This window comes from Nocardia sp. NPDC005825, assembly GCF_040630175.1.
Lineage (GTDB): Bacteria > Actinomycetota > Actinomycetes > Mycobacteriales > Mycobacteriaceae > Nocardia.
This window is the reverse complement of the sequence record NZ_JBEXXC010000010.1, coordinates 57,812-71,525: the sequence shown is the minus strand read 5'-3', so window position 1 is coordinate 71,525 and position 13,714 is coordinate 57,812. Positions and strand designations below refer to the sequence as shown.

The window sequence follows — 13,714 nt, the reverse complement described above, 5'->3', positions numbered from 1 at the left end:
TATGACGAATTCCGACGAACCGACCGCAAAGCTCGCCGATGCGCTCCGGGCCTCACTGAAGGAAACCGATCGGTTGCGGGCACGCAATCGTCAGCTCGACGCCGCCCTGCGGGAACCGATCGCGATCGTGGGCATGGCCTGCCGATACCCCGGCGGCGTCGAGTCACCCGAAGACCTGTGGCGACTGGTCTCCGACGGCGTCGACGCCACCACCGACCTCCCCGCCAACCGCGGCTGGGATATCGAACGCATCTACGACCCCACCGGCGAACAACCCGGCCGTTCCCACACCCGATCCGGTGGATTCCTGCACACCGCAGGCGATTTCGACCCCACGTTCTTCGGCATCAGCCCGAACGAAGCGGCCACCATGGATCCACAGCAGTTCCTCCTGCTCGAAACCTCCTGGGAGGCATTCGAACGCGCCGGAATCGACCCGGCGACCCTGCGCGGCAGCGCGACCGGCGTCTGGGTCGGCATGATGTACCACGACTACCCGGCCAACACGAACGCGGGTTCGCTGGCGTCGGGCCGGGTCTCCTACGCCTTCGGACTCCAGGGACCGTCGGTCACCGTCGACACCGCGTGTTCGTCCTCTCTGGTAGCCATGCATTCGGCCGCCGCCGCACTGCGCTCGGGCGAGTGCGAGCTGGCCCTGGCGGGCGGTGTGACCGTGATGGCGGGCCCGGACACGCTGGTGGAGTTCAGCCGGCAACGCGGACTGGCCATCGACGGCCGATGCAAGTCGTTCTCCGACAGCGCCGACGGCGTCGGCTGGGCGGAAGGCGCCGGCGTGCTGGTGCTGGAACGACTGTCCGACGCGCAACGCAACGGCCACCGAATTCTCGCCGTGCTGACCGGTTCTGCGGTGAACTCCGACGGCGCCTCCAACGGGCTGACCGCGCCCAACGGCCCCGCGCAGCGGCGCGTCATCGAGCAGGCGCTGACCAATGCCGGAATCTCCGCCGCCGACGTCGACGTGGTCGAAGGACACGGCACCGGAACGACATTGGGCGACCCGATCGAAGCGCAGGCATTGCTGGCCACCTACGGCCGCGATCGCGGGCCGGAACGGCCGCTGTGGCTCGGGTCGCTGAAGTCGAACATCGGTCACGCACAGGCCGCCGCGGGCGTGGGCGGCGTGATCAAGATGGTGATGGCGATGCGGCACGGAACACTGCCGCGCACGCTGCACGTGGACCGGCCGTCGACCAAGGTCGACTGGTCCGCGGGCGAGGTGCGGCTGCTGACCGAACCGGTGCCGTGGCCGGTGCTCGATCGCCCACGCCGAGCGGGCGTGTCGTCCTTCGGCATCAGCGGCACCAACGCACACGTCATCCTCGAACAGGCTCCCGCCGTCGCCGCCGTGCCGCCCTCGGCCGAGCCCGTCGGGGCGGTCCTGGCCGAGCCGGTCGGGGCAGTCATGCCCTGGGTGTTGTCCGCCGCCAGTTCCCGTGCGCTCGCCGAACAGGCCGTTCGCCTGCGGTCGCATGTCCGCGAAAACGCCATCGCGTCACACGATGTCGGATACTCCCTGGCCGTCACCCGCGCCACGCTGGGCCATCGCGCGGTGGTCCTCGGGGCCGATCGCGACGAACTGCTGTCGGGTGTCGAGGCATTGGGTCGCGGAGACGCCGTACCCGGTGTGGTGTCGGGACGCGCGGTTTCGGGTTCGACGGGGTTCGTCTTCTCGGGTCAGGGTGCGCAGTGGGCCGGCATGGCCGAGCAGCTGCGGACGCACCCGGTGTTCGCGGCGACGTTCGACCAGGTCGTCGCCGAGCTGAATCCGCTTCTCGACCAGCCGATTTCGCTCGACGAGGCGCTGACCGCGGCGGATCTGATCAACCAGACGGTCTTCGCGCAGGCCGGACTGTTCGCCGTCGAGGTCGCGCTGTATCGCCTGCTCGAGGCGTGGGGTCTACGACCCAACCTGGTGGCGGGCCATTCGATCGGCGAAATCGCCGCCGCGCACATCGCCGGCGTGCTGTCGCTCTCGGACGCCTGCACCTTGGTGGCCGCGCGCGGCCGGTTGATGCAAGCGCTGCCCGCGGGCGGTGCGATGGTCGCGGTGGGAGCGCCGGAGTCCGCCGTGGCCCCGCTGTTGACCGACGGCGTCTCGATCGCGGCGGTGAACAGCCCCACCTCGGTGGTGGTCTCCGGCGTCGAGTCCGAAGTCGACGCGCTGACCGAGGTGTTCGCCGAGAAGTCTTGGCGGACAAGTCGTTTGCGGGTGTCGCACGCGTTCCACTCCGAATTGATGGAACCGATGTCGACGGAGTTCGCCGCGGTGGTCGAGGGCTTGAGCTTCGCCCGGCCGACCATTCCGCTGGTATCGACCGTGACCGGCGCCCGGGTGACCGATGAGATGTCGGACCCGGCGTACTGGGTGCGTCAGATCCGCGCCACCGTGCGGTTCGCCGACGCCGTGACCACGATGGCGGACGCGGGCGTGGTGCGCTTCGCCGAGATCGGGCCGGACGCGGTCCTCACACCGATGGTGGCCGGCACCGTGGACGCCGAAGGCACCGTCGCGGTCGCGGTGGCGCGCCGCGACGAGGCCTCGACCGCCACGGTGGCCGCTGCGGTCGCCAGGTTGTTCGTGTCGGGAGCCGAGGTCGATTGGCCCGCGTTCCATCCCGGTGCGCAACCGATCGACCTACCCACCTACGCGTTTCAACGCGAGCGGTTCTGGCTCGATGCGAAACGGTATCTGTCGACGACGTGGCTGGGCGCCGAAGCCACCGGCGCCGCGGCAGGATTGGATCCGATCTCCCACCCCCTCCTGGGAGCGGTTGTCCCGCAGCCCGATTCCGGCGGGGTGAGCTTCGTCGGCCGCTGGTCGGTGGACTCGATCGGATGGTTGGCCGATCACAGCGTGCTCGGTACGGCACTGCTGCCGGGAACCGGTTTCGTCGAGTTGGCGACCCAGGTGGGCGGATTGATCGGTCACGCGCGAGTGGACGAGCTGATCCTGCACGCGCCATTGACGCTGCCCGCCCGCGACGGAGTTTCGGTCCAGGTGGTGGTCGGCGCGGCGAAGGATTCCGGTCGACGGCGCATCACGATTCACTCGCGCCAACCGGATGCCGTCGCATGGATATTGCACGCGGAGGGTGACCTCACCGCCGAAGACGTCCGGCCCGAATTCGATCTCGCCGTCTGGCCTCCGGCCGACGCCGAAGCGATCGACGTCGCCGACGCGTACACCGAGATGCTGGACGCCGGGTACGGATACGGGCCTTCCTTCCAGGGCATGCGGGCGATGTGGCGACGCGACGAGCACGGCGCCGATGGTCACGAGCTGTTCGCCGAGGTGGCCCTGCCGGATACGGAGGCCGCCGAAGGATACGGCCTCCACCCCGCACTGTTCGATGCGGCGATGCACGCCCTCATCGTGGATCGCATGCGCACCGGCGGCGGCGACGCGCCCGCACTGCCGTTCAGCTGGCGTGGCGTCGCCCTGCACGCGGCCGGATGCAATGCCGTCCGGGTCCGAATCCGGGTGCACGACAACCGTTTCACGCTGTGGCTGGCCGACAGCACCGGCAGCCCGGTGCTGTCGGTCGACTCGCTGGACACCCGTCAGGTGTCCGCGGACCGACTGCGCGCCGACCGGGCGGCCGATGCCTTGTTCACGGTGGATTGGATCGCCGCGACGTCGGTCGCCACCGGTTCGGCGGCCCCGGCGCGCACAGCGGTCCTCGGCGCGACGGGTTCGGCGGAGGTACCCGGCTATCCCGATCTCACGACGCTGGTCGCGGAACTCGACGCGTCCGGCGAAGCTGTTGTCCCCGAGCTCGTCCTGCTCCATTGCGCCGATACCGGCGACGCGTCGTCGCACGCCGCCCGCGAAGCGGTGTACGGCGTGCTGGCCACCGTGCAACAGTGGCTGGGAGACCCTCGATTCGCCGAGGCCCGCCTGGTGATCCTGACCAGCGACGCGGTCCGCACCAGCGAGTACGAGCACGTGCGCCCGGCGCAGGCGCCGGTCTGGGGTGTGGTGCGCGCGGCCCAGGCCGAACATCCGCACCGGTTGCAACTGTTGGACCTCGATGGTTCGGCCGACCACGATCCGGGCGCCGTCGCCACCGCCGCCGCGGCCCTGGCGACGGAGCCGGAGGGCGCGCTACGCGGCGCGAATCTCCTGGTGCCGCGCCTGGTTCCGCATCAGCTCACCGAACCGGGCCCCGAGCCGGTCGAGCCGTTGGACGCCGGCACCGTGCTGATCACCGGCGGCACCGGTGGGCTGGGTGCGCTGTTCGCACGGCACCTGGTCACCGAATACGGCGCGCGGCGGCTGGTGCTGACGTCCCGCCGGGGGCCGGACGCTCCGGGAGCCGACGCGTTGTGCGCCGAGTTGACCGAACTCGGTGCGCACGTGACCGTTACGGCCTGCGACGTCTCCGATCGAGAATCGCTCGAAGCACTGCTGGACGAGATCGGGTCCGAGCACCCGCTGACCGGTGTCGTGCACGCGGCGGGCATCGCCGACAACGGCCTGATCGAATCGATGACGAGCGGCCGCATCGATGCCGTGTTCGGGCCCAAAGCCGACGCCGCATGGCATCTGCACGAGCTCACGAGTGACCAGCCGCTGTCGCTGTTCGTCCTGGTGTCCTCCGCCGGCGGGTTGGTGCTGGCCGCCGGGCAGGCCAACTACGCGGCGGCCAATGTGTACCTCGACGCCCTCGCCACCTACCGCCGGGCGGCCGGGTGGACGGCCACCTCGATCGATTACGGCCTGTGGGAACGATCGACCGGTCTGGGCACCGAACTGTCGGACGAGGACTTCGAGCGGATGCGGCGACAGGGCTTTCCGGCGCTGTCGGAATCCGACGGACTGGCGCTGTTCGATGCCGCCGTGGCCTCCGGCCTCGCCCAGCTGGCCGCGCTACCCGTGGACCGAGCCGTACTCCGCACGCGAGCCGAGCACGCACCCGCCCTGGTCCGCGGGCTGGTGCCGATATCGGCACCACGCGAGACGCCGTCACCGCTGCTGGAGCTGGTCGGCCTGCCGTCCCATCAGCGGCTTCCGCTCCTGGTGGAGTTCGTGCGCAAGCAGGCCGCCGCGACGCTCGGCTACGCGGATGTCGAGCTCATCGCGGTCGACAATGTATTCGGCGAAATGGGATTCGACTCGATCACCGCGGTCGAATTCCGCAACGCACTGCGCGACGCCACCGGCGTGCAGTTGCCCGGCACCCTCGTCTTCGACTATCCGACTCCCCAGATTCTCGCGAAACAACTGGACGAGAAATTGGCGGAAGGCGCGGGCGATCTCGCGACCGCGGTCCGCGCGGCCGCCGAACGAGATCGTGAGGAGGGTGTCGCCGACGACTCGCTGTACGGCATGTTCCGCACCGCGGTAGGGAGGGAACAGTATTCGGTCGCCTTCCTGCTCCTGCATCTGGCGGCGCAGATGCGTGACCAGTTCACCGCCAAGGACGAGCTGAACGTCGAACCGGAGATCATCCGATTGACCGACGGCGCCGCCACGCCGCGCATCATCTGCATCGCCCCGCCGATGGCGGCAGGCGGTGTGCGCCAATACGCCCGAATGGCGAGCAAACTGCGGACGGCCCGTGACGTGGTCGGCCTCGCGCCGATGGGGTCCCACGCGGGCCAGCCGCTGCCCACCGACTACGCCGCGGCCACCAAGGCTTTGCTCCAGCCCATCCTCGACGCCGCCGAGGGCAAGCCGTTCATCCTGTTCGGATACTCCTCCGGCGGCGTCCTGGCCTACAGCGTCGCCGAACAACTGGAAGCTCTCGGCGGACCCGCGCCGACGGGAGTGGTGCTGGTGGACAGCTACCGGGTGGCCGAGGGCGACGGCAGTGAATGGATTCTCAAGCCGGTCGCGGAGAACATGGTGACCAACGAGGCCGCCTTCGATCGATTCGACCCCGCCAGGTTGACCGCCATGGGCCAGTACATTCAGGTGCTCCGCGGCATCCTGCCCGGCAAGATCGCCGCGCCCACCCTGTTCCTCCAGTGCGCACAGCGGATTCCCGGAGTCCCCGAGGACTTCATGGCGTGGCAGGCCCAGCCGTGGGACGAGAGCCATCGCGTGGTCCAGGTGGACGCCAACCACTTCGCCATGCTGCACGAGGGCTCGGATCAGGTCGCCGCGGCGGTCGACGATTGGCTGGAAGGGCTGGAGTGACAGTTCGGCCGGGAGGGCGATCGCCCTCCCGGCCGCCGATCATGCGCCGGTGTACGTGAGCCGAACCGCCGCATACCAGGGAATCCGCTTGGCGCCGAGAGGCATCCGGGGCCCGACGGGTGCGAAGGCGAGCGACCACAGCAGCGGGGGCAACCGGCGGAATCGGGCTGCCATACGGAACAATCCGACGACCTCGTCCGCGGTCCACCCCGCGTCGGCGAAGAATCGCAGCGGTTCGAGCGGCCCGAATTTCCAGGGTGAATTCTCGAGCAGCTTCCGGTTCACCCGGTTGAACCGATCGACCACGGGCTTGTTGTTCACATCCATGATCCACCAGGCGATTTCGGGCCGCGCCAGTGCCGCGGCCAAGCCCGAGACCTCGTCCTCGGACAGGTAGTACACCAGCCCTTCGGTCAGGACGAGCGCCCTCTTCGCACCCTCGAGCGCCTTGTCCAGGAATTCGTCACGCGCTGCCAGGTCCGCGAGATCCACTGCGGCACGGGTGAGAACGCAGCGGGGGGTCTCGCTTTCCAGCAAACGGGTCTTCTCGGCGATCAGATCCGGGAAGTCGACTTCGATCCAGCGAAGATCGGCGGGCAGCTCGAGACGATACGGCCGCGCATCCAGACCCGCCGCCATATTGATGACCAGATCACAGCCTTCGGCGAGGGTTTCGGCGATCAGATCATCGATGACTCTGGTTCTCGTGACCAAGGGCCAGCCCGCCAGCGCGGTCTGTGTTTCATCCGCGACGATGGCCCGACCGATGTCGCCGGCGAGCCGCTCCGCGAGCGGGTCGTGAAAGAGCGCATCGGTCCGGGCGGATTCGATCGCGCGATACGCGGCCACCCAGTGGGCGGTGTCCGAGACATTCGAAATGGGTCCAGCGGTTTCAGCCATGGTTGCACTCTCTCTGATCGCGAATCAGTTCGGCCACACCGTGCGAGTTGGCGTCGATGTAGAAGTGGCCACCCGGAAACGAGGTCTGTGTGAAAGGCCCGGTGGTATGTACCTGCCACTCTTTCAGGTCGGCATCGCCGGCGGCGGGATCGCTGTCGCCGGCCAGCGCCACCAGCGGGCACTCGACAGTGGCGTCCGGTGCGCACGCGTAGGTTTCGATCGCGCGGTAGTCGCTTCTCGTGACCGCGAGAATGATGGACCGGAAATCGGGATCCTCCAGCAAGGCGGCGGGAGTGCCGCCGAAGTCCAGCAGGTGCCGGATCAATTCCTGATCGCTGTACCGGTGCACGGCATGAGAAGCCTTCCGCGCCGGTGCGATTCGCCCTGATACGAACAATGTGCCAGGCGACAGCTCCTGCTCCTGTTCGAGACGACGGCAGGTCTCGAACGCCACCACCGCACCCATGCTGTGGCCGAACAGCGAGTAGCCTGCGGTCCGCGGAATCAGTTCGCGAATTTCCGGCAGCACTCCCTCGACCAGGTCGGCGACACTTCCGAGCAGCGGTTCGTGCCTGCGATCCTGGCGCCCGGGGTATTGCACACCGAGCACACGGAATCGCGGTCCCAGCGTTCTGGCCAGCGGTCCGAAGGAAATAGCCGATCCGCCGGCGTGGGGAAAGCAGATCAGAGTATGGGCGCTGTCCTCCGATCCGGCGGACAAGCTACGCAACCAGCTGGCGTTTCCCATGGGACCTCTCGGCGAATCGGTGAATGTCATTGCAGCAGAACGGGGACCGACTGGTGACCGTTGGAGACGAAGCTGCCCAGCGGCCGGAGTTCGGCGGGGTCCACCGCCAATCGCATATTCGGAAACCGCTCGAACAAGGCCGGCAGTGCGATCGCCGCCTCGAGCCGGGCCAATGGCGCACCGAGACAATGGTGCGCACCGTACCCGAAGGCGATGTGCTCCTTGTTCGCCCGGTGGACGTCGAAATCGCCCGCGGTGTCACCGTGAATTCCCGGGTCCCGGCTCGCTGCCCCGTAGGAGGCGAGGATGGCCTCGCCCGCGGCGATCCGAACACCGGCGATCTCGATATCCTCGACCGCGTAGCGCAGGGGCAGATGCGTGATCGGCGGCTGATATCGCAGCGCTTCCTCGATCACCTCCGACCAGGGCACCCGGCCGCCGAGTACGTCGGCCCGCTGTTCCGGATTGGTCAGCAGAGCGACGATCGCCTGGTCGAGCAGGTTGACCGTGGTCTCGTGACCGGCATTGATCACCAGGATCAGGGTGTCGATCACTTCCTTCTGCGTCAGCCGGTCGGAGTCCTCGTCGACGGCCGAGATCAGCGCGCTCGTAATGTCGTCGCCGGGGTTACCGCGCCGGTAGAAGATCAATTGCCCCATGAGCGAGACCATTTTGAGGACATTGGCCTTCGACTGCGCGGGCGTGAAGGACGTGTCGAAGAACCCGTCGACACACGCATTGATCTTGGCATCCAAATGCTTTGGTACGCCGAGCAATTCGCCGATGACCTGAATCGGCACCGGATACGCGTAGGTGGGCCGCAGGTCGACGACCTCACCCGCGGGACTGGCATCCAGCCGTTTCAGCAGTCCATCGACGATGGCTTCGATGCCCGGGCGCATCAGGGTGGTACGACGATTGGTGAACGCCGGGGCCACGAGTTTGCGGAGGCGGCGGTGCTGGTCGCCGTAAGCGGTGAACATATTCTCCGCTATCACCCACGGGTGCAACGGCCACCGCTGATCGATCTCGCCCTTCTTATAGGACGTCCAGTGCTGGCGTGGATCCTTCGACACTCGGGGATCGGCGAGAAGTTCCTTCAGCACCGCCGCATCGGTGACCGCCCAGGCCGACACCCCACCGGGCAACCCCACCAACGAGACCGGCCCGCGCAGGCGGATCCGCTCGTTCTCAGCCTGAACATCGGCGCCCGTCGGATCCAGCACAATCGCTTCAGTATTCAAGAACCAACTCCTGAGCCGGGGCGAACCCCGTACTGCCCCAATCTTGTTCCAGCGGAGGTAATGCAGCGAAACTTACCACCCAGTAGTCATCGAGACTTCAGCCGAACGGGCATGTGTGAGTAACCGCGCAGAGTGGACAGCCGACGGCGGGTCGGCTCGCCATCGAGGCGGATGTCGGGGAAGCGTTCGAAGAGGGCGGGCAAGGCCTGCAGGACCTCGAGTCGCGTCAGGCTCGCGCCGATGCACCCGTGCATGCCGGTGCCGAAGGAGAGGTGTTCCTTGGCGTTGGGGCGGGTGACGTCGAAGCGGTGCGGGTCAGGGAATTTGACGGGATCGCGGTTCGCGCCCGCCAGGGAGACGACGAGTGACTTTCCCGGCTCGAGCGGAACGCCGCCGTCGAATTGCACCGGTTCCAGAACCCGACGGGCGGTCATCTGGACCGACGTATCGAAGCGCAGCATTTCCTCGATCGCCAGCGGCCAGCGTTCGGGCTCGGCGCGCAGCAAGTCGAGTTGATCGGAGTGAGACAACAACAGCGGGACGGCATTGCCGAGCAGGTTCATCGTGGTCTCGAAACCCGCGCCCATCAGTACGTTCGCGCTGGCCAACAATTCGGTGGTGTTCAGGTCGCTCGTGGAGACCAGGAGGCTGAAGATGTCCTCCCCTGGTTCGCGGCGCACCTTCTCGATGTGGGCGGCGAGGTAGTCCCGCATCGCCTCGGTCGCGACCATGGCGCGGTGGTGGGCCTGCCAGGAAATTCCGACATCCAGGAGCGGAGCGACGTAGCTCCCCCACCGCAGGAACAGCGGGCGATCGGCCGCCGGGAAACCCATTATCTCCGCGATGACAGCGATCGGCACCTGCGCGGCGAAATCCTCCATCAGGTCCACGGATTCGTGCGCGGCCATCGCGTCGAGCAACTCCGTGGTGACTTCCCGGACCCGATCGCCCAGGCGGGCGACGGCGCGGGGAGTGAACGCGGAGGCGACGGGCTTGCGCAGACGTCCATGCTCCGGCGGGTCCTGCGCGAACATCGACGGCGCTTCGATCGGGTTGGGCGGCACCACAACTCGTTCGGCGTAGCGGCGCAACAGGGAGGGCACGGCCGGATCGATCGGCACCCGCACACCGAATCGCCTGTCGCGCAGAATCTCCCGGCACAGCTCGTAGTCGTAGGCCGCATAACCGACGGGCGTGACCTGCACCCCGCCGTCGCCCCGCAACTGATCGATCAGCGAGTACGGATCTTCGTAGCCGTCATTCCCGCTCATCAACCGCGCGAACGGATCCCCCATCCCACGCAACGCGAGAAACCCCAACCGCGGAAACCCATGCTCCGCCGCCCACCGAATCGAGTACCTCGCGTTCATCAAAACCCCTGTGCCGTAAAGAAAACCGCAAGCGCCAACGCCTGGCCGATCTCAATATAGGCGGCCGAGGCCCACCCGCAACCCCCCCCCTTAGCATGATCGCGTTCGCTGCGCGCGGCCGCACGGCAGCGCGGCGTTCACGATGGCGCGGGCGATCGGAGGTGCCGCCCCGAATCAGGCCGTCGTAGCCGGAACCAGCTACGAACTGTGGGCATGGGCCTCGTGGGCAATGAATTGAGGTTGGACCCGCCGCAGACCACCCCGGGCCCCAAGCCCGCCGGCTGCGGCCCCTGGGTCGGCCACTCGGTTCGGGCAGCGCAGCACTCTGAATCTCGACGGCCCAGCAGCGGCCGACGTGCCCGACGGTCGACGCGACCGACCGGGATCAGCAGATGGCGGTGGTCGGCAACGCGGACGTCACGGAACTTCAGCAACGCGGCCGTCACGGAACTGCTGAACCCGTTCACAGGGCACCCCGGTGCCTGGTTCAGCAGTTCACAAAGTACTGACCAGCCGGAACGGTCAGTCCTTCTTCATCTGCTCGTAGACGCGCTTGCAATCCGGGCAGACCGGCGAGCCGGGCTTGGCCGAGCGCGTCACCGGGAAGACCTCGCCGCACAGGGCCACGACGTGGGTGCCCATGACGGCGCTCTCGGCGATCTTGTTCTTCTTGACGTAGTGGAAGACCTTGGGGGTGTCGTCGTCGGTCGAGTTGTCGGTGGTCTCTTCCGGACGGACCAGGGTGTCTGTGCTCACGGCATCAATCATGCCAGGTCGGCCCTTCGAGAGCGGCGGCGTATACGTCCAGCAGCCAACCAAGTCCACTGACCGTCCGTACGGCCAATATGGCAGAATCCTGGGCAGTGACTCATTTCTTGGAGGTATGCCATGACAACCGCTGTGATCGTCGATGCCGTGCGGACGGCTTCGGGTCGAGGTAAGGCCGGGGGTGGGCTGGCACCGGTACACCCCGCTACCCTGCTCGCCGATGTGCTGGCCGAGGTGGTGCGGCGCAACGATCTCGATCCGGCGCTCGTCGACGATGTGATCGGCGGGTGCGTGACGCAGAGTGGGGAGCAGGCGGGAAACATCAGCCGGACGGCCGTACTGGCGGCGGGGTTCCCGGAGTCGGTGCCCGCCACCACGGTCGATCGGCAGTGCGGGTCGAGTCAGCAGGCGGCGCATTTCGCGGCGCAGGGAGTGCTGGCGGGGGCGTACGACATCGCAATCGCGTGTGGTGTGGAGTCGATGAGCCATGCGCCGCTGTTCTCCAACGCGCAGGGCGCGGATCCGGTCAATGTGCCCATCCGGCATCGGTATCCGCAGGGCCTGGTGCCGCAGGGCATCGCGGCGGAGATCATCACCCAGCGCTGGAAGCTGCGGCGCGAGGAGCTCGACGAGTTCGCGGCGCGCTCGCATCAACGAGCGGCGGCCGCCGCGGCGGCGGGTGGATTCGGTGACGAGATCGTCGGCATCGACACCGTGGACGCCGCGGGCCGCCCGCATCGCCATCTGGTGGACGAGACGGTCCGGGCGGCGACGACCGCCGAGGGGCTGGCGGCGCTGCGGCCCGCGTTCGCGAACGAGGAGATGGCCCAGCGGTTCCCGGAGATCGACTGGTCGATCACGCCGGGCAACTCCTCACCGTTGACCGACGCGGCGTCGGCCGTGCTGATCATGAGCGAGGACAAGGCGAACGCGCTCGGCCTGCGGCCGCGAGCCCGGTTCCACTCCTTCGCGGTGACCGGCGACGATCCGCTGCTGATGCTGACCGCGGTGATTCCCGCGACCCGCAAGGCGCTCGAGCGCGGCGGCCTCACCATCGACGACCTGGACGTGTACGAGGTGAACGAGGCGTTCGCCCCGGTGCCCCTGGTGTGGCAGCACGACCTGAATGCCGATCCGGCCAAGCTGAATCCGCGGGGCGGGGCGATCGCGCTCGGGCACGCGCTGGGCGCGTCGGGAACGCGCATCATGGCGACCATGCTCAACCACCTGGAACAGACCGGCGGCCGCTACGGTCTCATGACCATGTGCGAGGCGGGCGGGCTGGCCAACGCCACCATCATCGAACGACTGTGAGCGCATAGCGAAACGCCCGTCGGCGGAAGCGATTCCGCGGACGGGCGTTTCCCCATCAGCGCCGGCCCAGCGGCAGTGACTTCGCGATGATCTCGTTCATGATCTCGGTGGCTCCCCCGCCGATGCTGAGCAGCCGCCCGTCGCGGTAGAGGCGCTCGACCTCGTTCTCGCGGATGTAGCCCATGCCGCCGAAGATCTGCACGGCCTCATGAATCACGTGTTCACACGCCATCGCCGCGGTGTTCTTGGCCATGGCGACCTCCGCGCCCACCGATTCGCCCGCCACGTAGCGGGTCAGCACATCCCGCACGAACACGCGCGCCACGGTGATCTGACGGGCCATCTCGGCGAGCTTGTGCCGGATCACCTGCCGATTCGCCAGCGGCTCACCGAAAGTGACGCGATCTCGCACCCACGGCAGGGTGAGGTCGTAGGCGCGCTGGGCGGTCGCGTAACCCTGCACGGCGAGGTTCAGCCGCTCGCCGTCGAGCCGGGTCATCAACTGCGCGAACGCGGTTCCCTCCGCGCCGACCAGGTTCGCGACCGGCACTCGCACGTCGTCGTAGTGCAGTTCCGCGGTGTCCGAGCACAGGCAGCCCATCTTCTCCAGCGTGCGGCCCACCGTGAATCCCGGTGTGTCGGCATCGACGATGAGCAGCGACAGCCCGCCATGTCCCGGACCGCCCGTGCGCACCACCGTGGTCACATAGTCGGCGCGGGAACCGGAGGTGATGTAGGTCTTGGCGCCGTTGACCACGTAGTGGTCGCCGTCGCGCACGGCGGTGGTGCGCACCGCCGCGACATCGGAGCCGGTGCCCGGCTCGGTGATCGCCAGCGACCCGATCTTGTCGCCCGCCAGCGTCGGCGCCACGTACGTGCCGATCTGGGCCGGGTCACCGGCGGCGGCGATGTGCGGCGCCGCGATGGTGTGGGTCAGCAGCGAGCCGCACAGGCCCGGGCTGCCGCCATTGCCGATGAGTTCCTCGATGAGGATCGCCAGATCGATGTAATCGCCCGCGCCGCCGGCCGATTCGGGGAAGGCCAGCCCGAGCAGGCCGAGCTCGCCGGCCTGCCGGTGCAGGGCGCGCGGGAGCGAGCCGTCGCGCTCCCAGCGGTCCATGTGCGGGGCGATCTCCCGGATGGTGAACTCGGCGGCCAGTTTTCGCAGATCGCGGCGTTCGGGTGTGTTCCAGAGTTCGTTCATGAA

Annotated in this window: 8 protein-coding genes; 2 read left to right on the top strand and 6 right to left on the bottom strand. The window is 67.9% G+C overall.

Translation table 11 applies throughout. The features are described from left to right. The first annotated feature begins 1 nt into the window (after position 1). Complete coding sequence (locus tag ABZ382_RS25630; protein ID WP_357093546.1) at positions 2-6,163, top strand: type I polyketide synthase; 6,162 nt, start codon at positions 2-4, stop codon at positions 6,161-6,163. Positions 6,164-6,202: 39 nt separating this feature from the next. On the opposite strand, the gene ABZ382_RS25625 is transcribed toward ABZ382_RS25630, so the two are convergent. From ABZ382_RS25625 to ABZ382_RS25605, 5 genes are all read right to left on the bottom strand, one after another. Continuing rightward, entirely contained in the window at positions 6,203-7,063 is an 861-nt protein-coding gene (locus tag ABZ382_RS25625; RefSeq protein ID WP_357093543.1) for an SAM-dependent methyltransferase, read from the bottom strand. Further along, positions 7,056-7,811 (bottom strand): alpha/beta fold hydrolase, encoded by a 756-nt coding sequence (locus ABZ382_RS25620; RefSeq protein WP_357093540.1) that lies wholly within the window; start codon positions 7,809-7,811, stop codon positions 7,056-7,058. Before ABZ382_RS25620 ends, ABZ382_RS25625 begins: the two co-directional genes overlap by 8 nt. Before the next feature lie 26 nt (positions 7,812-7,837). Beyond that, positions 7,838-9,055, bottom strand: coding sequence for a cytochrome P450 (locus ABZ382_RS25615; RefSeq protein WP_357093537.1), 1,218 nt, complete (start codon positions 9,053-9,055; stop codon positions 7,838-7,840). Between the two features lie 86 nt (positions 9,056-9,141). Then, entirely contained in the window at positions 9,142-10,350 is a 1,209-nt protein-coding gene (locus ABZ382_RS25610) for a cytochrome P450 (RefSeq protein ID WP_357093534.1), read from the bottom strand. Between the two features lie 597 nt (positions 10,351-10,947). Continuing rightward, positions 10,948-11,181 carry a DUF3039 domain-containing protein gene (locus ABZ382_RS25605; protein WP_357093532.1) on the bottom strand — a complete coding sequence of 78 codons (234 nt, stop codon included), beginning with the start codon at positions 11,179-11,181 and terminating at the stop codon, positions 10,948-10,950. Between the two features lie 132 nt (positions 11,182-11,313). Here ABZ382_RS25605 and ABZ382_RS25600 point away from each other — a divergent pair, with 132 nt between their 5' ends. Then, positions 11,314-12,507 (top strand): thiolase family protein, encoded by a 1,194-nt coding sequence (locus tag ABZ382_RS25600; RefSeq protein ID WP_357093530.1) that lies wholly within the window; start codon positions 11,314-11,316, stop codon positions 12,505-12,507. Positions 12,508-12,562: 55 nt separating this feature from the next. On the opposite strand, the gene ABZ382_RS25595 is transcribed toward ABZ382_RS25600, so the two are convergent. Beyond that, a complete protein-coding gene (locus tag ABZ382_RS25595; protein WP_357093527.1) occupies positions 12,563-13,711 on the bottom strand; it encodes an acyl-CoA dehydrogenase family protein in 1,149 nt (382 codons plus the stop codon). Positions 13,712-13,714: the final 3 nt, after the last annotated feature.

What these genes read in the sequence shown, in the direction of transcription:
- ABZ382_RS25630 (WP_357093546.1), top strand. Translation starts at nt 2, where the DNA reads ATGACGAATTCCGACGAACCGACCGCAAAGCTCGCCGATGCGCTCCGG.
- ABZ382_RS25625 (WP_357093543.1), bottom strand. Translation starts at nt 7,063, where the DNA reads ATGGCTGAAACCGCTGGACCCATTTCGAATGTCTCGGACACCGCCCAC.
- ABZ382_RS25620 (WP_357093540.1), bottom strand. Translation starts at nt 7,811, where the DNA reads ATGGGAAACGCCAGCTGGTTGCGTAGCTTGTCCGCCGGATCGGAGGAC.
- ABZ382_RS25610 (WP_357093534.1), bottom strand. Translation starts at nt 10,350, where the DNA reads ATGGGGGATCCGTTCGCGCGGTTGATGAGCGGGAATGACGGCTACGAA.
- ABZ382_RS25600 (WP_357093530.1), top strand. Translation starts at nt 11,314, where the DNA reads ATGACAACCGCTGTGATCGTCGATGCCGTGCGGACGGCTTCGGGTCGA.
- ABZ382_RS25595 (WP_357093527.1), bottom strand. Translation starts at nt 13,711, where the DNA reads ATGAACGAACTCTGGAACACACCCGAACGCCGCGATCTGCGAAAACTG.